10 protein-coding genes and 1 pseudogene are annotated in these 23010 nt (G+C 66.7%); 3 read left to right on the top strand and 8 right to left on the bottom strand.

Annotated elements, in window-relative coordinates:
- Positions 1 to 146: 146 nt before the first annotated feature.
- Genes ACLMAJ_RS33585 through ACLMAJ_RS33575 form a run of 3 tightly spaced genes read right to left on the bottom strand, consistent with a single transcriptional unit; the run spans position 147 to position 2859 of the window.
- Complete coding sequence (locus tag ACLMAJ_RS33585; protein WP_412017962.1) at positions 147 to 998, bottom strand: ABC transporter permease; 852 nt, start codon at positions 996 to 998, stop codon at positions 147 to 149.
- A 17-nt stretch (positions 999 to 1015) separates the two neighbouring features.
- Positions 1016 to 1843 (bottom strand): ABC transporter permease, encoded by an 828-nt coding sequence (locus tag ACLMAJ_RS33580; RefSeq protein WP_412017918.1) that lies wholly within the window; start codon positions 1841 to 1843, stop codon positions 1016 to 1018.
- The gene (locus tag ACLMAJ_RS33575; RefSeq protein WP_412017917.1) at positions 1840 to 2859 is read right to left on the bottom strand and encodes an ATP-binding cassette domain-containing protein; all 1020 of its coding nucleotides are present in this window, start codon (positions 2857 to 2859) and stop codon (positions 1840 to 1842) included. The genes ACLMAJ_RS33580 and ACLMAJ_RS33575 overlap by 4 nt, the downstream gene beginning before the upstream one ends.
- A gap of 376 nt (positions 2860 to 3235) precedes the next feature.
- Here ACLMAJ_RS33575 and ACLMAJ_RS33570 point away from each other — a divergent pair, with 376 nt between their 5' ends.
- Positions 3236 to 4738 (top strand): aldehyde dehydrogenase family protein, encoded by a 1503-nt coding sequence (locus ACLMAJ_RS33570; protein ID WP_412017916.1) that lies wholly within the window; start codon positions 3236 to 3238, stop codon positions 4736 to 4738.
- Positions 4739 to 4764: 26 nt separating this feature from the next.
- On the opposite strand, the gene ACLMAJ_RS33565 is transcribed toward ACLMAJ_RS33570, so the two are convergent.
- Entirely contained in the window at positions 4765 to 5985 is a 1221-nt protein-coding gene (locus tag ACLMAJ_RS33565; protein WP_412017915.1) for a TetR/AcrR family transcriptional regulator, read from the bottom strand.
- A 131-nt stretch (positions 5986 to 6116) separates the two neighbouring features.
- On the opposite strand from ACLMAJ_RS33565, the gene ACLMAJ_RS33560 reads away from it, so the two are divergent.
- Positions 6117 to 6920, top strand: coding sequence for an enoyl-CoA hydratase-related protein (locus ACLMAJ_RS33560; protein WP_412017914.1), 804 nt, complete (start codon positions 6117 to 6119; stop codon positions 6918 to 6920).
- Positions 6921 to 6944: 24 nt separating this feature from the next.
- Entirely contained in the window at positions 6945 to 7970 is a 1026-nt protein-coding gene (locus tag ACLMAJ_RS33555) for an SDR family oxidoreductase (RefSeq protein WP_412017913.1), read from the top strand.
- Positions 7971 to 7978: 8 nt separating this feature from the next.
- On the opposite strand, the gene ACLMAJ_RS33550 is transcribed toward ACLMAJ_RS33555, so the two are convergent.
- The 4 genes and pseudogenes from ACLMAJ_RS33550 to ACLMAJ_RS33535 form a co-directional block, all read right to left on the bottom strand.
- On the bottom strand, positions 7979 to 9271 hold the full coding sequence (locus ACLMAJ_RS33550) for an Nramp family divalent metal transporter (RefSeq protein ID WP_412017912.1): 1293 nt from the start codon (positions 9269 to 9271) through the stop codon (positions 7979 to 7981).
- Between the two features lie 78 nt (positions 9272 to 9349).
- Positions 9350 to 10372 carry an alpha/beta hydrolase gene (locus ACLMAJ_RS33545; RefSeq protein WP_412017961.1) on the bottom strand — a complete coding sequence of 341 codons (1023 nt, stop codon included), beginning with the start codon at positions 10370 to 10372 and terminating at the stop codon, positions 9350 to 9352.
- Between the two features lie 237 nt (positions 10373 to 10609).
- Positions 10610 to 15805 (bottom strand): annotated as a pseudogene (locus tag ACLMAJ_RS33540) (amino acid adenylation domain-containing protein); the annotation flags it as partial.
- Positions 15806 to 16158: 353 nt separating this feature from the next.
- The gene (locus ACLMAJ_RS33535; RefSeq protein ID WP_412017910.1) at positions 16159 to 22878 is read right to left on the bottom strand and encodes an amino acid adenylation domain-containing protein; all 6720 of its coding nucleotides are present in this window, start codon (positions 22876 to 22878) and stop codon (positions 16159 to 16161) included.
- Between the last annotated feature and the right edge of the window lie 132 nt (positions 22879 to 23010).

Here is a 23010-nt window from a genome sequence, read left to right as displayed (position 1 = left end):
GCAGGTCGCTCGAAAGGATCCGCTAGCGACTGCTTGCAGGTCGCTCGAAAGGATCCGCTAGCGACTGCTTGCAGGTCGCTCGAAAGGATCAGCTAGCGACTGCTTGCAGGTCGCTCGAAAGGATCAGCTAGCGACTGCTTGCTGGATCAGCGACCGGTTTCGGCGGCGCGGCGGTAACCGCGAATGGCGGGGTAGGCGAAGACCACGATAAGGCCGATGGTCCAGGCGAGGCTCTTCGTGAGGGGTTCGGCCACCGGCCCGCCATAGGAGAGGCCGCGCATCGCATCGACGGCACAGCTCATGGGCTGATTCTCGACCGTGCTCTGTAGCCAGACCGGGTAGGCGAAGACCGGGACGAAGCCGGTGTTGAAGAACATCAGCAGGGTATTGAAGATGCCGATGAGGCTGATGAGCAAGGTGCCTTCGGTGATCGTCGCCAGCGCGGTGACCAGGACGGCGAACCCGATACCGAACAGCACCGGAATGCTGATCAGTGCGATGGCCGCGAGCGGACCCTGTCCGAAGCGGAAGCCGATGGCGAAGCCGACCGCGATCACGAACAGGGTGCTGAAGAAGATGCGGACGGCCTCGGCGAGGATCCGACCGGTCAGCCCCGCCGCCCGGTGCACCGGCATGGTCCAGAAGCGACCGAGCAGGCCGGTCGCCTTTTCCCGCTTGACGCCGAGCGCGCTGACAACGGCGCCGGTCATCGCCGCGATCAGTGTGATCATCGCGACCTGACCGTAGATGCTCGGAATACCGGTGGCCGCGGTGATCGAATTACCGAGCACGACACGGAACATCAGCAGCGTCAGCGCCGGATAGAGCAGCGTCTGAATGGTCGTCGACGGGTCACGCACCCAGGTCAGCAGCAATCGCTTGCACTGGATCACGCTGTGAGCCAGCCAGGTGCTCAACGCGCGTTCGGATTGCGCGGTCACCACGGGAAGCGGGGAGTTGCCCGCCGGTTCGATGTCCTCGGTGACGGGATGGGTCATGGTTGCCTCTGCTGAACTCATGGCCGCCTCACACTCGCCCAGACCGCCAATGGGACGAACGCGATCGCCAGCCCGCTCACCCAGGCCAATGGCACCCACAGCACCTGCCAGGTGACCCCGCCATGGGCCATATCGCGCAGCGCGAAGGAGAACTGGGAGATCGGCTGGTTGCGCACGAACGGCTGAATCCACTCCGGGAAGCTGCGTTCCGGGACGAACCCGCACGAGAGCATGCCGAAGATCAGGGTCGGCAGTGTCAGTGCCTGGCTCAGCGATTCCGGGTTCTTGGTGAGGATGCCGAGCGTGTCCGCGCCGATCGCGAGCACGGTCCCGATCGCCAGCGAGAACACACAGAACAGCACGGCCTGGCCGAAGCCTGCGACGAAACGGAAGCCGATGATGTGACCGAAGATCAGCGCCGCGGTCAACGAGGTGACCGAACGGACCATCCCCGCGCAGATCCGCGCCGTCAACGGGACAAGCTTGCCGATCGGCATGGTTTGCAACCGAGTGGTGAATCCGGTCAACGACTCGAATGCGGCGAGCTGCGCGTTCGACATCATGGTGAATGCCATGGTCTGCAACACGATGATCGGCATCACGAACTGCGCGTAGTCGATGCCCTGGAACTTCATCACGTAGCGCAGCGGCAGATAGAAACCGATGGTGAATACCAGCGGGGTGATGATCGCGACGATCAACTCACCCTTTGTTGCCATCGTCTTGACGATCCGGCCGGTCAGCGAACGCCACTGCCCGAACGACGACCGCCGTGCCGTGGGTAGCTCGGCGAACAGCGCCGCCGCGTCGATGTCGAGGGCGCGCTCGGCGGTGGAAGCGGTCACGCCGCACCACCCGTGTGGCCGGTGATGGAGAGGAAGACGTCATCGAGGGAGGGCCGCCGCAGCGCGATGTCGGCCAGCTCGATCCCCGCGGAGTCGAGCCTGCGCAGCGCCTCGGTGAGGGTGGCAGCGCCTTCGGGCGCCGGAATGGAGATCCGGTCGCCGCCGTTGATTTCGGCGAGCACTGTGGCGGGAACCAGATCACCGAGCGCGACAGCGGCGTTGTTCAGCCGCTTCGGGTCGAGAGGAACGACCTCGCAGTAACTGCCGCCGGTCTTCGCCTTGAGCTCGTCGGCGGTGCCCTCGGCGATCACCATGCCCTTGTCGATGACGATGATGTTGTCGCTGAGCACATCGGCTTCCTCGAGGTACTGGGTGGTCAGCAGCACCGTGATGCCCTGGTTCTGTAGCGCGGTCACCAGATCCCAGACACCCTGGCGGCTGCGCGGGTCGAGGCCGGTGGTCGGCTCGTCGAGGAACACCACCTCCGGCCGCACCACAAGACCGCAGGCGATGTCGACCCGGCGACGCATACCGCCGGAATAGCCGTGTACCGGCCTGCGGCCCGCACCGACCAGGTCGAATTCCTCCAGCAGCACGTCGGCGCGCTTGCGGGCGGCCGCTTTGCCCAGCCCCATCAGGCGGCCGAACAGTTCGAGGTTCTCGCGGCCGGACAGGTTTTCGTCGAGCGCGGCGTATTGACCGGTCATCATGATCGATCGGCGCACCCCGGCCGGGTCCTTGCGGACGTCGTACCCCGCGATGGTCGCCGTGCCGGAGTCCGGGCGCAGCAGCGTGGACAAGATCTTCACCGCGGTGGTCTTGCCCGCGCCGTTCGGACCGAGAATGCCGAGAACGCTCCCCTGCTCGGCGCGGAAGCTGACACCTTGCAGCGCGTGCACCTCACCGAACGATTTCCGGACATCGTCCACGATGACCGCGTACTCGACGTCGCGGACCTCGCTGGTGCCGGACACGGCATCGTCAGGGTGTGAATCTGCTTGGTTCAAGCTCGGCATCAACTCTCCACTATCGGCCGGGGGCGACCAGGTCGCCAGGCGCACGCATAAGTACGTCCGGGTTGGTGATCCGTACCGCCTGGCGTGATGTTACCGGCAGGTCGATCCGCGAACGGTCGCCAGCGCGGTCCCAACAGGCCGGCGCATCGAAGTGTGTGCTTGCTCACATTCGCGCTGGCCGATCGGCTCAACGCTGGAGCGATGCCGGTCCAGGCCGTCTTGGGCAGTGCTGGGGCGGCGGTAACGCCTTGTCGGGCCGCCGCGGCGACCATAGTCTGCTAATCGGGGGAACACATTACGAACTTTTTCACCGGCGGCAGCGCAGCTTCTCCCCAAAGCGTCTGTGCCGGACCGCTTGCGACCGCGGGAGTTGACCATGGCCGAGACCGCGCAGCGATCGGGCCGATCGAACGTGCTGACATCCTTCGACCCGCGCACCGGCGAAGTCGTCGGCAACTACGCCGTAATGAGCCCTGGCGAGTTGAACCGCACTGTGCGCGCCGCGCGCTCAGCCGAAAAATGGTGGGCCGAACTGGGATTCAGCGGACGTAAACGCTGGCTGCTCGATTGGAAACGCAGCATCGCCAGGCGGGCAGGCGAATTGGTCGAGATCCTGTGCGAGGAGACCGGAAAACCGGAGGCGGACGCCGCGATCGAGGTGATGCTCGCCATCGAGAATCTGGATTGGGCGGCACGCAATGCCACCCGCGTGCTCGGCAGGCATCGGCTCGGATCCACCTGGCTGACCCGCAACCAGCGCGCGTCGGTCGGTTACCTGCCGCTCGGCGTCGTCGGTGTGCTCGGACCATGGAACAACCCGGTGCTCACCCCGATGGGCTCGATCGCCTACGCGATGGCCGCGGGCAACACCGTGGTGTTCAAACCGAACGAGCTCACCACCGGCGTCGGCGTCTGGCTGGCCGAGAGTTGGTCGCGGCTCGCACCGAATCAACCTGTGCTGCAAGTGGTCACCGGCGACCACGGGACCGCGGCCGCGCTGTGTCGAACGAAGGTGGACAAGATCGCCTACGCGGGCTCGGACGCGGGTGCGCGTGAGGTGATCTCGCTCTGCGCGCAGACGATGACGCCGGTCGTCGTCGAGCGGAACGGCAAGGGCGCCATGATCGTCCACGTCGACGCGAAGCTGGAGGACGCCGCGGAGGCGGCGGTATTCGGCGCCATGGCCAACGCGGGCCAGAATGCCACTGGTATTCAACGTGCCTATGTCGCGAGCTCGGTCTATGACCGGTTCCTCGAGCTGGTGGCCGATCAGGCGCGGCGGTTGCGACCCGGCGCGGACAAGCGCGCGTCCTACGGCCCGATGATTCTGGAGTCCCAGGTCGATGTGGTGCGCAAACAGGTTCGTGACGCGCTCGCTCGCGGCGGCAAGGCAGTGGTCGGCGGGATGGACTCCATCCGAGAGCCCTACATCGAGCCCATCGTGCTCACCGACGTGCCGGAGGAGAGCGTCGCGATCACCAGCGAAGGCATCGGGCCGGTACTGATCGTGAACAAGGTGGCGAATGTCGACGAGGCCGTGCGGCGGATAAACGCGGTCGGCAACGGTGTCGCGGTCTCGATGTTCACTCGCGACGTGCACGGCGTCGAGGCGTTCGCCGAACAACTGCGGGTCGGCGTTGTGACTATCAATTCTTCGACCACCTACGGCGCGATCCCCGCGCTGCCGATCGGCGGAGTCGGGGAATACGGCCAGGGCCACCATCACGGCGACCAGGGGCTGCGCGAGTTCAGCAGGACGTTGGCGGTCGCCACCAAGCGCTACCGAGCACCGGTGAACCTGTCCACCTTCGACCGCCATCCTCGCGATCTACGCCTGGCCAAGGCCATCTTCCGACTGCGCCACCGCAGGATGGGCTGACTCAGCTCGCGGCTGATGGGGTCGAGTCAGCTCGCGCCGAGGAGCACCGCTTCCATCAGCGCGCAGACCCGGGCCAGTTGTTCGGGACGGGAGTCGAACTTGGTCAGCCTGCCGACATCGATCACCTGGCCGATGGCGGCGTGTACCCGGAAGCGGGCCTCGACCGCGTCACCGTCGAGTAGATTGGCCCATTCGAGGACGTTCTGGCGCTGAATGGCCCGCAGCTTGTGCTGCTCGGCCTGCGGCAGATTACTGAACTCGGCGTAGTAGACCGGCATGATCTCCGGCATCGAGAAGGTGAGCCGAGCCTGGCGGTATGCGATGCGTCGGACCGCGTCAGGTCGGCTTGTCGCCTCGGCGAGCGCCTCGGTGATCGCGATGGCGACCCGGTCACCGGTGCGATGGAAGGCCGCGGCCAGCAGGTCGGCCTTGCTGGTGAAGTACCGGTACACACTGGAGGCGTTGATACCGACGGCCGCGCCGATCTCCTCGATACTGGCCTCGTGGTAGCCCTGTCTGCCGAAGATCCGGATCGCCTCGGTGAGCAGCTGTTCACGTTTCGAAGTGACGGGAAGGCCTCGGGTGACCGGCCCCGGATCGGGCTGCCCCGGCGCGGGTGGCAGCTCGGCGCGCAGGATCGACCAGCACATGTCGTGCAGCAGCGGCAGCAGTCGTGTGGTGGACAACGCGGTGCGGTGCGCGGAGACGCTGGCGATCGCGCTGAGCACGGCTGCCGCGAGCATCGCCACATCCTCCGGTGGCGCGCTCGGCCGCAGTTGCGCGATCGGCGCCGCGACCGTCGCGTTGAGGTCGTCGTAGATCTTCCGAATCCGGATCCGATCCGCACGCTCCAGGTAGCGGCGCTCCCAGCGATACAGTCCGGCCTCGCGCCGAATCTCGATGGTGTGCTCGCTCATCGCCCTGATCAAGGCGTCCAGCCGCTGTGCGGGATCGAGCTGTGGATCGTCCGCGGCCAGGGCGACGTTCAGCAGGTGCCGTGCGCCTTCCTCCGCGGCCGCGACGAGCAGCGCGTACTTGTTGCGGAAATGTCGATACAGCGCGGGCCCCGAGATCCCGACCTCGGCCGCGATCTCGTCGACACCGACCGGGTAGTACCCGCGGTCGCTGAACGCGCGCGCGGCCGCCCGGATGATCTGCACCTTGCGATCCTTCGGACGCCGCCGCACCGACTTGCCGGCATCGGGTGGCGCGGGAGCGAGTTCGACCTCGCTGCGTTCCGCGACCATGGACCTCTCCGTTCTCGGGCGGCGCTGCTGGTTGACAGCGCCGGACAAATCAACCTAAGTTAACCACAATTCGCAAAGTTAACCATTATTCGTGGCACCCCGTAGCAGATCGCTCGAAAGAGGAGCACCACATGAGCAACCCCGATTCCGCGACTACTCCCGCGGGCTTCTCCGCCGTCAACGACGGCAGGGTGCTCCGGGTCACCATCACCAAGCCCAAGCGCAAGAACGCCGTCGACTACGACACGATGGTCGCCCTCGGCGATACCTTCCTCGCCGCCGCCGAGGATTCCTCGGTGCGAGTAATCGTACTGACCGGCGAGGGATCCGACTTCTGCACCGGCGCTGATCTGGCGGCGACCGCCGCGGAGGCGCAGCGCGGCATCACCTCCGACCAGGTGATGGACGCGGCCAATCGACTCGTGAAAGCCATTGTGGACGCGCCGATTCCGGTCATCGCACGGGTCAAGGGCGCGGCCGCGGGGGTCGGTGTCGGCATCGCGCTCGCCGCCGACCTCGTCTATGCGAGCACCGAGTCCTACCTGCTGCTCGCCTTCATCAATATCGGCCTGATGCCCGACGGCGGCGCCGCAACGATGGTCGCCGCGGCCGCGGGACGCCCGCTCGCGGCGGAGATGGCACTGCTCGGCGAACGGCTGCCCGCCCCGCAGGCCAAGGCTGCCGGACTGTTCACCGCGGTGGTCGCCGAGGACGAACTGGACGCGAAGGTCGAGGCCGCGGCGGCGAAGATCGCCGCAGGTCCGCGCCGCGCGCTCGAACTCACCAAGAAGGCACTCAACGCGGCCACGCTGACCCAGCTCGACGCCTCGCTGGCAGCCGAAAAGTCCGGCCAGACCGAGCTGCTGCAATCTCTCGATTTCATCGAAGGCGCAACCGCCATGCTCACAAAACGCAAGCCGGTCTTCGGCGTTTGAGCGCATAAGATATGTTCATCGGCTATGGCTTACCTGGTCACCGGGGCAACGGGGTTCATCGGTAGGTTTCTGATCCCCGAACTGCTCGAACGCGAGGGCGATATCCATGTGTTGGTCCGGCCGGGCGACGACTCGGCCGCCCGGTACGCCTGCTGTGCCCGCCAGTGGGACGGTGGGGATCGGGTGCGGCCGGTCCGCGGCGACCTCGGCGCCGACGGGCTCGGTATCGACCCGACGTGGCTCGGCGAGCATCGCGGAACGATCGACCAGGTCTTCCACCTGGCCTCCAGCTACGACGTGACCGAGCGCGGCGACGGTACCCGGCACCTGGTCGATGTCGCGGAGGACTTGAAAGTCGGTCTGCTGCATCATGTCTCGACGGTAGAGGTGGCAGGCTCGTTCGAGGGCCTTTTCACCGAGGACATGTTCGACGAGGGCCAGGTGCTGACGACGCCGCTGCAGCGGGCCAAGTTCGAGGCCGAGCGGATCGTGCGCGAGTCCGCACTGAACTGGCGGATCTATCGGCCGCCGATCGTGCTCGGCCACTCCCAAACCGGCGAGATCGACCGGATCGACGGGCCCTATTACTTCTTCCGGCTGCTCAGAATGGCCGGGCAGCTGCCGAGGATCCTGCCGGTGCTGGTGCCGAAGCTGGGCGAAACCAATATGGTGCCGGTGGACTTCGTCGCTCGCGCCCTGGATTACCTCGCCCACCAGCCTGGTTCGACAACGACGACCTATCACCTCGTCGATCCGCGCAGACAGAGTGCCGTCGAGGCGCTCAACCTGTTCGCCGACGAGGCCGGCGCGCCCCACCTGGTCGAAGTGATGCCCAAACGCACATTGGACATGGTGCTGCGGGTTCCTGGCGCGAGCTGGCTGCTCCCCCACGTCGGCGTTCCACGAGATATGTTGGAGCACAGCGAATTCGCCAGCTGGTTCGACTGCCGTCGCACCACATCGGCGCTGAGCGGAAGCGAAATCAAGGTGCCGCCGCTGGCCGCCTACGCGCCGCTGATCTGGAAGTACTGGATCGAGAATTGGGCATAAGCCGCTGGCTACCCGGTGATGGTCAGATAGATCAGCGCCACGTTGAGAAGGCTGATGATGATCGCGACCAGCCAGGCGAGTGATGTCGTCACCCGATGGTTGACATCCGCGCCCATGAGGATGCGGTCGCTGGTGAAGCGGACCAGAGGGATCAGCGCGAACGGAATACCGAAGGAAAGCACCACCTGCGAGATGATCAGGGCGCGAGTGGGGTCGACACCTACCGCGAGGATGGTGATCGCGGGGATCAAGGTGACAACGCGACGGGCCAGCAGCGGAATCTTGCGGCGCAATAGCCCTTCCATGATCATCGCGCCCGCGTAGGCGCCGACGGACGTCGAGGCGAGGCCAGAGGCCAGCAGGCCGATCGCGAGCAGCAGTGCGGCGACGGGACCGAGCGCGTCACCGACGGCGGCGTGAGCGCCCTCCAGGGTGTCGACATTCTCGCGACCACGCAGGGTATTCGCGGCCATCAGCAGCATCGCCAGGTTGACGGTGCCCGCAAGCACCATGGCGAGTCCGACGTCGTACTTGGTGACGCGCAACAGGCGGACCCGAAACGGGCCGGGTTCCGGGTGACCGTGCCGGTCCCTGGCCAGCCCGGAATGCAGGTACACCGCGTGCGGCATCACCGTCGCACCGATCATGGCCGCCGCGAGCAGCACGCTCTCGCTGCCCTGGAAGCGCGGCAGCAGGCCACCGACCGTGCCTGACACCGACGGCGGCGAGATCACCACGCTGGCAAGGAAGCCGATGGCGATGATGGCGAGCAGACCGGTGATGACCCGCTCGAACGGCTTCTGCCCGCGACGGTCCTGGACAAGCAGCAGACCCATCGAGACCACACCGGTAATCACGCCACCGACCACGAGCGGCAGCCCGAACAGCAACTTCAGCGCGATCGCGCCGCCGACGACCTCGGCGAGGTCGGTTGCCATCGCGACGGTCTCCGCCTGGCCCCAATACGCGAGCCGCACCGGGCGACTCGCCTTCTCCCGCACGGCTTCGGGTAGCGACATGCCGGTGACCAACCCCAGCTTCGCGGACAGGAACTGCACCAGCCCCGCCATCACGTTGGCCATGACGATGACCCAGACGAGTAGGTATCCGAATTGCGCGCCCGCGCTGATATTCGACGCCACATTGCCGGGGTCGACATAGGCGATGGCAGCTACGAATGCCGGACCGAGCAAGACACTGACAGATCTCGCCCGACTCGACGCGTTGCGCGCCGATTCGGCCAGGGTTGTACTCACAGAACAGAATTTTACGGGTAACCGAACTTTTTCGTTGGTCTGCATATAAAAAAATTCGACCGCCCTGGTCGCACCGGAGGTGCAACAGGGCGGTCGATAGGAATCAGACCAGGTCAGTGAGCTTTAGATGCCGAGGCCCTTGGCCAGGGTCGGCCAGGATGCGTGCAGTTCGTCGTTCCAGTAGCCCCACGAGTGGGTGCCGGAGTTACGGAAGTTGAACGTCGCGGGGATACCCAGCTCGTGCAGCCTGCCCTGGAGATTGTGCGTGCAGTAGTTGGTGCCCGCCTCGATCACGCCGCCGATGAGGATCTGGTTGGCGAGACCGAAGGAACCCGGCAGCGCGTACGGGTTGTTCAGCTGGTCGTACTGGCCGGGCAGGCCGTTGCCGGTCGAGATGTAGAGGTCGACACCGCGCAGACCCGCCGCGTTCACATACGGGTCGTTGGCCGTCCACTCCGGCGAGCCAATCGGGCCCCACATGTTTTCGACATCGGCGCCGCCCCAGGTCTCCACGGTCAGCTTCACGAACTCCGAGCCGACCGGGTCGCTGGTCTGCGCGCAACCGCTATAGGCGGCGGCGGCCTTGAACAGACCCGGCTTCGCGATCGGAAGTGCCAGCACGGTGGTACCCGAAGTCGATAGGCCCGCAATGGCATTGACACCGTTGGCACCCAGCGCGCCGTCGATCAGCGGCGGCAGCTCCTCGGTGAAGAAGGTCTTCCACTTGTTACGGCCGAGCGCCGGGTCGTCATTGATCCAATCCGTGTAGTAGCTCCACTTGCCACCGATGGGCTGCACGACGTTGACGTTCTTGTCGCTGAGGAACTGCAGTGCGTCGGTCTGGGCGACCCACGACGCGTCGTCCTCACCGGCACCGGCGCCGTTGAGTAGATACAGGGTCGGCCGAGGCACCGAGGCATCTGCGGGGCGCTGCACGTCGACCGGGAAGCTCCGGTCCATCGCCGCCGAGTACACGGTCAAGCGAATGCTGCGCTCGTCCTTGTATTCGGCCTTCGTGATCTTCGAGCCGTCCGGCGCGATCGGGTTGCCGAGCAGCGCCTTCGAATCCATGATCGGGTCAGCCGTCGCTGTGGATGTGCCGAATCCGGACATGGCACCCGCGAGAACAGCGGTTGCCGCGATCATCGCGGCGGCCCGCGTACCGCGGCGCCGGGAATGTCGACGGATCAATTTCACACCTTCACTTCGTATCGAGATTGCGGTTGGGCTTTCCCCAGGCCGCCAGGTATCCACGGTTCGGCACCACGCCGACCATACGGCCCATGTAGTCGTGACAACAGGGCCATCGTTACTGCAATGTTGCCCCATCATGCCTGACCTGGCCAATCATGCTCATCCCGGACCGGCCGACGCAGGCTCTATTCACCCACCGAGCAGCTGCTGTCCGTGCTCGGCCAGCCCGCCCAACGCGCGGATCCAGTGCTCGGCGAAGGTCTTCACCTCGTCACCACCGAACACGTCGGCGGCGTAGTCGAACCGGATCAGTAGGCCTTCGGCGGTCGCGTCGGCGGTGAGGTCGAGCAGTAGGTCACCTGCCGGCGCCTCGCTATGCACTCTTGCCGGGCGAAGATCGCGATATCGGAGTGCGAAACGGCCCCTGGGCAGCCCGCGCAGACGAGCGCCGGTTTGGGCGTTCAGGTAGCGCAGTACTCCGTAGCCGACGCCGCGCGCGGGCGCCGACCTGCACAGTTCGCTGATCTGTGCGATCGCGACGCCCGCTGCCGGTCCGCCGACGAGCGCGTCCGCCACGTCGATACCGTCCAGCCGCAGCGGGAGCGGGTAGTCCGTGGTGAAGCCGCCGACGATGGTGTCTGTGGGAGTCACCCAGCGCGCGTCGGCCGCCAGCCTGATCACCGGGCCGATGGTGCGAGTGACCGTTTCACCGGCGGCGGTGACAAGCGCGAGAGCCACCGCGGTCAGCAGCACCTCGTCGACCCCGGCCTGATATGCCGCCGCAGCCGCGGCGACGGCCGCGGTGCCCTCGGCCGTGATGGTCAGTGATACCCGGCGTCGCGATCCCGGATTCGAGCCGCCCGCGGGATTGAGGGTGGCGGGCACCGCCCCCAAAGTGTCCTGCCACCAGGTCATTTCATCGATGACATGCATGCCCTCGGAACGTCGTGACAGCGCGTCGAGCAGCTCGCGCAGACCCGACTCCGGCACCGCCGGGGTGGCGTGCCTGCCACGCCACCACGCGGCCGACAGCTTGTCGATGATGGTGCGCCATGAAGCGTCGTCCACCACAAGACCATTGGCCACCACCACCAGCGTCGCGGCGTCCGGCCCACGTACCAGGACGAAACGAATATTGCGGCCGAGCGCGGGATCCAACTCCGTGGCTACTTCGCGCACGACGTCGTCCAATGGCGGCGCCGTCTCCGCGTTCGTCCGATCCAACTGTAGGAACGCCTCGTCGTACCGCTCGGTCGCGGCCGGTATCTCGAATACCGGCGCGCCGGACCGCTCACCCTTGTGCAGCCGGACCCACAGCATCGGATGCTGTTCGAGCACAGTGTCGACCGCCGCCTGCACGGCCTCCGCGGGACAAGTCGACGGTACGTCGATCACAATCGCCCGCACCTCGACCCCGGCCTCCAGCAACCGCACCGCATTCGGGGTCAACGGCAGCGGACCCGCCGCGTAGTCTGGCTCGTCCGCGGGCTGCGGTGGCGGCACCACGTATGCGGGCGCGGCTGCCGTATACGGTGCCTGTTCGACACGCGGCGCGGCCGTAGGCACCTGCGCAACGACAATTTCCGACCCTTCGAACTCGGCTGCGGCACGTGCTTCCGGGGCCTGCTCCGGACCGGGCGCTGTCATAACTACGGGCGCGACGCCGACTTCGGGAACTTCGTCCTCGAGCGCCGCGATATCCTCCGACGCCTCATCGACCCGGTGCATCGGCGGGACCGCCGGTGCGACAGCCACTTCCGGCACCTCGACCGAGGGGTCGGCGACAATCTCTTCCCGCGGGGTCGAGGGCGCACGGTATTCGGGCTCGGGCAGCGCGTCGCGGTCGAGCTCGCCGACCGGGGTCGGCGCAATCGCGTCGAGCACCACGATCGCCGAGGGCACCATGTTCGGCGGCAGGATGCGGAAGTCCGAGCGCCCGACCAAGTCGAGTTCCCAATCCACCGATGGCACAGCGGCATTGCCCGCCCGCTGCCCCGGTTCGGCATACCACCGCACCACATCCCCGGTGCGGTACATCCGCGCACCAGGAGCGCCCCATGGATCGGCGACGAAGCGATCCGCCGTCAACCCGGTGCGGTTGTGGTAGCCGCGGGCCAGCGCGTCACCGGCCACATACAGCTCACCGGCCACACCGGGCGGCACCGGATTCAAACGCGAATCCAGCACCAGCAGCGACATTCCGTGGACCGGTTTGCCGATCGTGATGTGCCGCTGCGGGTTCAGATCGCCGTAGGACACCGCGACCGTCGCCTCGAGCGGCCCGTATCCATTGATATACCGACGCCCCGGCTGCCACTCGGCCACCAGTTCCGGTGTGGTCACATCGCCACCGACGCACAGGAATTCGAGCTCGGACAACCCCGCGGGATCGACCGTCCCCAGCAGCGCGGGCGTGAATATCGCGTGGGTGACCCGTTCGGCGCGCAGCAGTTCGGTGAGCTCCTGGCCCGCGACGACCGTCGGCGGCACGATTACCAGCGTCGCGCCGGTGTGGAAGGCGCACAGCCATTCCAGTATCGAGGGGTCGAAGCTCGGCGAGCACAGGTGCAGGAACCGGTGCTGCGGTGCGACCTCGAATATCTCCGTGGCGTAGTCGATCAGACCGCCGAGCCCGGCGTGGGTGACGGTGACCCCCTTGGGCATACCGGTCGAGCCCGAGGTGTAGATGACGTAGGCCGGATGCCGCGGCAGCAACGACGCGAGCCGGTCGGAGTCGGTGACCGGATCGGACGCGTACGCGGACACCACCGCCTGGGTGCCGGGATCGTCGAGCACCAGCCAACCGCGACCGGGCAGCTCATCGGCGTACCGCGCGGCGGTGAAGCCGACGAGCGCACCGGAGTCGGTCACCATGTGCCGAATCTGTTCCTCGGGATAGCTCGGGTCGATCGGCACATACGCGCCGCCGGCTTTGGCCACCGCCCAGACCATGGCGATCATGTCGTAGGAACGCGGGAAGGCCAGCGCGACAAGTTTCTCCGGGCCGACACCGCGATCGATCAGCACCCGCGCCAGCCGCGAAGAGTATTCGTCGAGTTCGCGATAGGTCACCGAGCGACCATCGTGCCGAACGGCGATGGCGTCCTGATCGGCGCGAACGGTACGCGTCAGCAAGTCGGGCAGCAGACCGGTGGCCATCACCTGGTCCCGGCGCTGACCGGTCAGCAGCGCGCTTTCGGCGGCGTCGAGCAGCGGCAGGTCGCCGACCGGGATCTGCGGCGTGGTGGCGATCGCGGCGAGCAACCGGGTGAAGCGCTTGGCGAATACGCGCACCGTCGCGTCGTCGAAAAGATCACGCGCGAAGGCGAATTCGCCACGCAAACCGGCGCCTTCGGCGACCTCACCCACCGCCCCGATGCTCAGCGACAGATCATAGGACGCCGTGGTCATGTCGGAATCGACAGGCTGGATGCTCAGTCCCGGCAGTTCGAAGCTGCTGTCCGGACCATCGAGGAACGACAGGGCCACCTGGAACAGCGGATGGCGCGCGGTCGAGCGCGGCGGGTCGAGCAGCTCGACCAGACGCTCGAAAGGCAGGTCGGCGTGCGCGAACGCTTCCAGGTCGGTGTCTTTGGTCCGCACGAGCAGCTCACCGAAGGTGAGCTCGCCCAGCACCTGCGTACGCAGCACCAGCGTATTGACGAACATGCCGATCATGTCGTCGAGTTCGGCCTCGCCGCGCCCCGCCACCGTGGTGCCGATGGCGATGTCGTCGGTGCCCGACAGCCTGGCGAGCAACACCGCGAGCGCGGCGTGCACCACCATGAACATGGTCGCATCGTGTTCGCTGGCGAGCTGGAGCAATCCGGCGTATACCTGCGCGTCGACCGCGAAATCCGTGGTGCCGCCCGCGAAGGTCCGCACCGAGGGACGGGCGCGGTCGGCGGGCAGGTTCAACTCGGCGGGCAGCCCGGCCAGGGCGCCGCGCCAGTATCCGGCCTGCGCCGAAATCGCACTGTCCGAATCGGTTTCCGCGCCGAGCAGCTCGCGCTGCCGGATACTGGTGTCCGCGTATTGCACGCCGACATCGCCATGCTGCTCCACCTCGGCGGCCGATCCCGTAGTCACCTCGGTGGCGAGCAGGGAATTGTCGCCGAGAACGAAGACGTCGTCGTCCAGACCGACCCGCGCGACCCCGTGGGGGTCGTTGCGACCCGAGTACTCCAGCTCACCGGTGGGTGTACGGCGCACCAGATCGCCGGTGCGGTAGAGCCTGCCGCCGCCGGGGTCGAACGGATTGGCCACGAAGCGTGCGGCGGTGAGCGCGGGCCGGTCGTGGTAGCCGCGAGCCAATTGCGCTCCCGCGATATACAGTTCGCCGATCACCCGATCGGGCACCGGCTGTAGCCGATCGTTGAGCACATAGGCGGTGACGCCGCGGATCGGCGCACCAACAGTTACCGGCACATCCGGCAGCAGTGGCTCGCTGATAGTGGCCGCCACCGTGGCTTCGGTGAGACCGTAGGCATTGAAGAACTCCCGCACCGCACCGTCGTTGCCGACCGGAACCACCCAGCGCCGCACCAGCTCCTGCGGACAGACGTCGCCGCCGACGATCACCACGGCCAGTTCGTCGAGGCCCGCTGGATCTACCGAGTCCAATGCCGCGGGCGTGACGAACGCGTGGGTCACAGCTTCTCTGCGCAGCACGGTCGCCAGGTCCGCGCCGCCGAGAACCGTCGGCGCAACCACCACCATGGTCGCGGCGCCGCCGAGTGCCAGCAGCAGCTCGAGTACCGACGCGTCGAACGACGGGGACGCGAAATGCAGGGTGCGCGCGGTGCGCGTGACGCGATAGCGGGCGCGCTGCTCATCGCAGAGGAGCCCGAGACCGGCGTGTGTGACGACAACGCCCTTCGGTGTGCCGGTGGCACCCGAGGTGTAGATGACATACGCGGGATGTTCCGGATGCAGCGGGCGCACCCGATCCTGATAGGTGATCAGGTCCGCCGGATACTCCTCCAACAGCCGTGCCGTGCTCGGTGTGTCGAGCACCAGCCACTCGGCCAGGTTGGGCAAGTCGTCGCCGACCGAGGCAACGGTCAGCCCGAAGCTCACACCGCAATCGCCGACCAGGTGCGCTACCCACTCCGCCGAATAGTTCGGGTCAACCGGAACGAATCCGGCTCCGGTCTTGGCGACCGCCCACACCGCGAGCACCGAATGCAATGACCGCGCCATGGCGATCGCGACCAGGTCTTCTGGGCCGATACCCCGCTCGATGAGCAGCCGCGCGAGCCTGGTCGAGCGCTCGTCGAGTTCCGCGTAGCTCAGCGCGACGGATCTGCTGGTCGCGTCGGCGCACACGATGGCGGTGCCCGCCGGATTCGCTTCCACCGCAGCCGCGATCAACTGCGGCAACGTGGTGGCGCGCGCCCTGCTGGTCCTTGCGGGCCGGACTCTGGCGGTGCGCGTCATACGTGCACCGCTGTCCATGTCTCGTTGCGATGTTGTCCGACCACGCGAAACATGAAGCAGCTCACCTTACCTATTCACACGAACATGCCTCCCCGCCACAGCGCCTGCCGAGACATCGCCGGGGGCACGGCAACCGCTACCTCGCCTGAGCTCTCGACGGGCCAGGCAACCGCTGCCGTAGGGGACGCACTAGCGACTGCTTGCAGGTCGCCCGAAATAACGACTCTCTTGCGGCTGCTCGCAGGTCACTCGAAATAACACCGCTACATTATGGGGTCGCGGAGGAAAATTCGGGCCGACTACCGGAGCAGATCGGGCAAAGCGAGCACCTCGACCGACTTGTCCGCGACGAGCATCGTGCGAGCCGCACCGTCGTCGAGCACCACGACCTGCAGGTCTCCCGGTTCGACCAGCTCCACGGCGGCGATCCCCGCGGTGTCGGTGAACAGGTGCGTGACCCATTCCTCGGCCAACAGGGCGGGCAACTCGAGCTGCGCTGTCTCGGCTGCGACAACCACCGAGGCGCCGACCGCGCCCGTGGCAACCAGTTCGAGCAGCGCGGCCATCGATTCCTGGCGGCCGTGCCGGAAGGTACGCGATTCGAAGGTGAGCCCGGCGCGGGCGACCAGCCGTTCCGCCGCGATCGCCAGTTCGTCGTAGGTCAGTGTCTCGCCGGTGTCGGGGAGCACGATCGCGGGATCGTCACCGCGCAGTGTCCTCGTCCGGTTCGCATAGGTCACGGGTTTGGCTGATTGGAGGCCGATTTGCGCGGCGACGCCCGGGTCGTCGAGCAGCAGCCAGTCGATGGCACCGCTCGGCGCGACATCCCCGGGCTCGACCTCGCTGGCCGCACAGATGCCCACCTTCAGCACCGGCTCGTCCGGCAGCGCCGAATCCGTCGCCCCCAGCGGGACCAGTGCGGCACCCACCTTCAACACCGCCCAGATGGTGGTCGCGGCGGCGCTACCTCGGTCGAGGCGCACCGCGACTCCCGAGCCAGGTCCGCAGCCGTGCCCGATCAATATCCTGGCCAGTCGGGAAGAGCGGGCATCGAGGTCCTGGTAGGACAGTTCGGCCTCGCCGGATACCACCGCGGGCCCGAACGGATCGGATTCCACCGCGACGGCCAGCAATTGGGTCGGGGCTATCCGCGCGGTCGACGCGGAATTCTCGGCGCCTTCGCCATCGGTCACGGCGGGACCCGCCTGCACCCGGTGACGCTCCTGCGCGTCGAGAATGTCGATATCGCCGACGCATACCTGCGGGTCGGCCACGACGGCGGCGAGGATGCGTTCGAAGCGCCGCCCGAAGGCCTGCACCGTGGCGTGGTCGAAAATATCTGTCGCATAGGCGAATACCGCGACAATCTCCTCCGGAGATCCGTCGCCGCCATGGCGCGGTTCGACGATGAGCTGGAGATCGAACTTCGCGGTCACCGTGCCCGCGTCCAACCCCGTCACCGTCAACCCCGGCAGTTCCAGCGTCGGCGGCTCGGTGTCCTCGAACGACAGCGCCACCTGGAACAGCGGAGGATGTCCCGCGGCGCGCTCGCGAACGGTCTCCTCGATGACCCGTTCGAACGGGATGTCCGCGTTGGCGAACGCCGAAAGATCGGTCTCCCTGACCTGCTCGACAAGATCGGCGAAACCGATACCGGACGGCACGGCCGCGCGCAGTGTCAACGAATTGACGAACGTGCCGACCAGATCGTCGAGTGCGCGTTCGGCCCGTCCGGCGAACGGCGTGCCGACCGTGACATCGGAGCCTCCGGACAATCGCGCGAGCAGCACGGCCAGCGCCGCGTGCACGACCATGAACAATGTCGAATGCTGTTCTCGCGCAATGCGCACGAGACCTTCGTGTACGACAGCGGGCACCCGGATCGCGGTCGACGCGCCCCGCGTGGACGGCGCGGCAGACCTCGGACGGTCCAGCGGCAGTACCGATTCGCCGGACAATCCGTCGAGCTGTTCGCGCCAGTACGCCAATTGCTTTGCGGCGATCGAGTTCTCGTCGTCATCGTCGCCGATGACCGCGCGCTGCCAGATCGCGAAGTCCGCGTAGTGCACCTCCAGCGGTCGCCAGCTCGGCGAATTGCCGTGAATGCGTGCGAGATAGGCAATCATCAGATCCCGCGACAGTGGCGCCATCGATGCGCCATCGGCGGTGATGTTGTGCACGACAAGGACGAGTAGATGTACCTCCGCGGAACCGGCGCGGCGGACCGCGGCGGTGACATTCAGCAGCAGTGCCCGCACCGGAACCTGCTCTGTCACATCGAATCCGGTGGACATCATTTCGGTGAGCCTGGCGACCGGGTCTGCGGTGACCTCTACCGCGAGGCCACCGGGCAGCACCTGGTCGACAGGCAAGATCTCCTGATAGGCCGCCCCACCGGGACCATCCGCCGGGTAGCGGGTACGCAGCGACTCGTGCCGCTCGAGCACGTCGCCGATGGCGTAGCGCAGCGCGGAAACATCCAGCGCACCGGTCAACCTGATCGCCATCGGGATGTTGTAGGCGAGCGAGTTCGGATCGACCCGATTCAGGGCCCACATCCGCTGCTGCGCCAGCGACAGCGGAATACGGTCGGGCCTTGCCGCGCGCCCCAGTGGCGGCCTTGCCGCGCTGTCCGCCTCGGCGCCGGGCACGATGCGGGCCGCGAGCGTGCCGGCGGTGCTCGCGTGCAGTGCCTTGCGGTCGAGCTTGCCATTGGGTGTGAGCGGCAGCGCCTCGATGATCTCGAACGCGTCGGGAACCATATAGCCGGTGAGGAATTCGGCGACCTGAGTGCGTAGCCCGACCGGATCGAGCACCGTGTCGCCGTCCTCGGACGACGCGGGCACGACGTATCCGATGAGCCGATCACCCGTGTGCTCGTCGGAGTGCACGAGCACAGCGGCCTGACTCACTCCCGTACAGCGCAGCAGCGCGGATTCGATCTCGCCGAGCTCGATGCGCAACCCGCCCAACTGCACCTGCTGATCACCGCGCCCCACGTACTCCAGGCTCGCCGCGCCGCCGAAGCCGACCCAGCGGCCGATATCGCCACTGCGATACATCCGAGATCCGGGCGCGCCGAACGGATTCGCGACGAATCGGGTCGCCGCTAGCCCCGGCCTGGCTAGATATCCCCGCGACAGCTGAGCGCCCGCCACATAGATTTCCCCGGCCACTCCGACCGGCGCGGGGTGCAACCGGCTGTCGAGGACGTAGGCGTCCAGGCCGGGCAGCGCGCGCCCGATCACACTCGCGGCGTTGTCGACGAGCTGCTCATCGAGCGACAGGAACGACACATGCACCGTGGTTTCGGTGATGCCGTACATGTTCACCAACCACGGCTCGTTCATCGAGTGCCGCTCGTACCAAGGTTGCAGCTGGCGCAGATCCAGTGCCTCGCCGCCGAATACCACATAGCGCAGCGCCAGCTTGCCCGCGTCGGCGGCGTGCGCGGCGCGATCGGCCTCGACGAGCTGATAGAACGCCGAGGGCGTCTGGTTGAGCACGGTGACACGTTCGCGCATAAGCAACTCGCGGAACTGTTGCGGAGCACGCGAGGTGAAGTCGTCGACCACCACCACCGAGCCGCCATTGGCCAACGCGCACCACAGCTCCCACACCGAGAAGTCGAAGGCGAAGGAGTGCAACAGCGTCCATACGTCGGTCTCGTCGAACTCGAAAAGCAGCTGTGTGTTGGCGAACAGTTCCAGGACGTTGCGGTGCGCGACACCGACGCCCTTCGGCTCGCCCGTCGAGCCGGAGGTGTAGATGACGTAGGCCAGATTGTCGGGGCGCAGCGGCGCGAGCCGAGCGGCATCGGTGATTCTGGTGTCGGAGAATTCGGCGGCCTCGTCCAACAGCACGACCGGAATGTCAACGGGGGGCAAGGCCTCCCACTCGCTCGCGGTGCTGAGCACGCACACCGGTGCCGCGTCGGCGAGCATGAACTCCAGCCGCCGCACCGGATAGGTGGTATCGATGGGCAGGTACCCCGCGCCGCTGGTAAGCACGGCGAGCAGGGCGACCGGTAGGTCTTCGGTCCGCCCAACCGCAACGGCCACCAGCGATTCCGGCCCTGCGCCGCGGGCGATCAATGCCCGCGCCACCCGGTTCGCGCGGCGTTGCAACTCACCGAAGGTGAGCGTGGTTTCACCGAAACGCACGGCGACGGCGTTCGGCCGCTGCCGTACCTGCATGGCGATGAGATCGACCAGCGTCACCTCGGGCACCCGCACGCCGAGGGTATTCCACTCGTGCAGTACCAGTTGGTGTTCGCCCGGCGCGTACACGTCGATATCGCCGACGATCGTGGCGGAATCGGCGGCCACCGCGGCGAGGATCTTGCGGAAGCGGTCGGCGAAGTCCTGCACCGTCGCCGCGTCGAACAGGTCCGTCGCATAAGTGAACAGCGCCGAAATGCCCTGCGCGACGCCGTCGAGGTCGAGGTCCTCGACCACTTCCAGCTGTAGGTCGAACTTCGCGCGCGGTATCGCCAGCTCCATGCCCGACACGGTGAGGCCGGGCAGCTCCAGCGTCGGCCACTCCAGGTCCTGGAAGGTGAGCATCACCTGGAACAGCGGATGACGCGCGGTGGATCGAATCGGGTCGAGCAACTCCACCAGTCGTTCGAACGGCACATCGGCATGGCCGAAGCTCTGCACATCGGTGTGCCGGACCTCGCGAAGCACTTGATCGAAGCTGCTGTCGGGGTTGATATCGGCGCGCAGCACAACGGTATTGGCGAACAGGCCGACCAAGTCATCGAGAGCGGGCTCACCACGCCCGCCGACCGGTGTACCGATCGCAATGTCCCTGGTACCGGACAGCCGCGCCAACAGCACCGCCAGCGCGGCATGCACCACCATGAACAACGTCGAATTGTGCTGTTGCGCAAGGACGCGCAGTGACTCGTGCACCTCGGCATCGATTTCGAAGGCGAGGACGGCGCCGCTGTTGGTGGCGACCACCGGGCGCGGCCGGTCCACCGGCAAGTCCAGTTGGTCCGGCAGCGCGTCCAATTCGTGCTGCCAGTACGCGATCTGCGCGGCCAGCAGGGAATTCGCGTCGTCCTCGCTGCCGAGGACCGTCCGTTGCCAGATCGTGTAGTCGGCGTACTGCGCTGCCAGCGGCGGCCGGTCCGGATCGCCGCCTTGCGTCCGAATCGCGTACGCGGCCATCAGGTCCCTGGTCAACGGCCGCATCGAGAACCCGTCGCCCGCGATGTGGTGGACAACGCACACCAGCACGTGCTCGGATTCGCCGCTCTGGAACAGCCGCAGCCGCACCGGCGGCGCGGTGGTCACATCGAAGCTATCGACTACGGCCTCGGTGACGGAGCGGGGCAGATCGAACCCGGCGACCTGCTGGACAACGAGTTCCGGGGTCGCCCGCGCATCCTCGACCGGCAGCACGACCTGTGAGCCTGCACCGTCGACATCGGGATAGATCGTGCGCAGCGACTCGTGCCGTTCGACGAGATCGCCCACCGCGGCACGCAGCGCGTCGATATCGAGCCTGCCCGACAGTCGCACCGCGACCGGGATGTTGTCGACCGCACTCGCCGGATCGAAGCGGTTCAGGAACCACATCCTTTGCTGCGCATACGACAACGGGATCCGATCGGGACGCGGCAGCGAGCCGATCACTGGTCCCGTAGCCCGAGTGTCCGGTGCGCGGAACTGTTCGGCCGCGGACACCGTTTCCGGCCACACGTCTCCGTCCAGCTCCCCCACCGGGGTGAGCGGAATTTCGTCGAGAACGAAGACATCGTCGGAGTCGTCCCACCGGACCAGGTCGCCGGTGCGATAGAGCCGACCGCCCGCGTGACCGGTATCCGCGGAGAAAGGGCTCGCGACGAAACGTTCCGCGGTCAGCCCTTGCCGCCCGAGATAGCCCTGCGCCAGCGCAGCCCCGGAAAGGTACAGCTCACCGACCGCGCCTGAGGGGACCGGGCGCAGTAGCGAATCCAGCACGAACGCGTCCACCCCGGGAATGGCCGCACCGATGGTGACGTCGGCTCGTGGCCGCATCGGCTCGGTGGTGGCGATCATGAGCGTGGCCTCGGTGGGGCCGTAAGCATTCAATATTTCACGGTCGCCGGTGGCCCAGCGGCCGACGAGGTCGGGATCGACCTCCTCGCCGCCGACTACGACAAACCGCAGATCATCGAGGTCGGTCGGCTCGACCGACTCCAGCGCGGCCGGTGCGATCAACAGATGGGTGATGCGCTCGCGGCGGACCGAATCGGCAAGCTCGGTGCCGCCGAACACCTTCGGAGGCACGATGACGAGGGTGGCCCCCGATGAGAAGGCGAACAGCATCTCCATCAGGGAAAAATCGAAGCTCGGCGAGCTCAGCTGGGCGACACGGGACTCCTCGGTCACCCCGTAACGCTCACACTGCGCGGAGACCAACCCGGACAGACCGGTGTGGGTGACAACCACGCCCTTCGGCAGCCCGGTCGAGCCCGAGGTGTAGATGACGTAGGCGGGATGCGTTTCGACGAGTGGCCGGACCCGTTCGGCGTAGGAGATCGGGTGCTCGGGCCGGACGGCGAACCGTTCGGCGACCACAGGATCGTCGAGTTCGATCCAGTAGACCGATCGCCCGAGGCCCGCGCGATGCGCCTGGGTAGTGAGCCCGAAAACGACCTGGGAGTCGGACAATATGTGCGCGATCCGGTCCGCCGGATACGCCGGATCGATAGGCACATAGGCCGCGCCGGTCTTGGCGACGGCCCACACCGCGAGCACCGATTCCACGCAGCGAGTGATCGCGATGGCCACCAGATCCCCTGGACCGGCACCGCGATCGATCAATTCACGTGCCAGCCGCGAGGACTCATGGTCCAGCTCACGGTAGGTGAGCTCGCGCTGGTCGGCCGGATCACCGGTCGGATTGAATCGGATCGCCACCGAGTCCGCCGCCGACTCGACCGCCGCTGTCAGCAGCTGCCCGAAAAGCGACGCCCCCGACCTCCGGCGGCGGTTTCCACGAACAGAACGCCGAGCAGTATCCATTCGAGTGCATTCACCTATCGCGTCAAGCTGGGCCATACGGCCCAACTATCTCCAAAGCCCAGTTCGAGGTCGTCGTTCCGGGCGAGTGCGCCCGAGCAACGCAACAAGTGTAGGCGCGCGCCGCAGACTGTC

The sequence above is a fragment of the Nocardia arseniciresistens genome (genome assembly GCF_046764875.1).
GTDB classification, from domain to species: domain Bacteria; phylum Actinomycetota; class Actinomycetes; order Mycobacteriales; family Mycobacteriaceae; genus Nocardia; species Nocardia arseniciresistens.
Note: the sequence above shows the minus strand (reverse complement) of the source record. Positions and strands in the feature narration are given on the sequence as shown.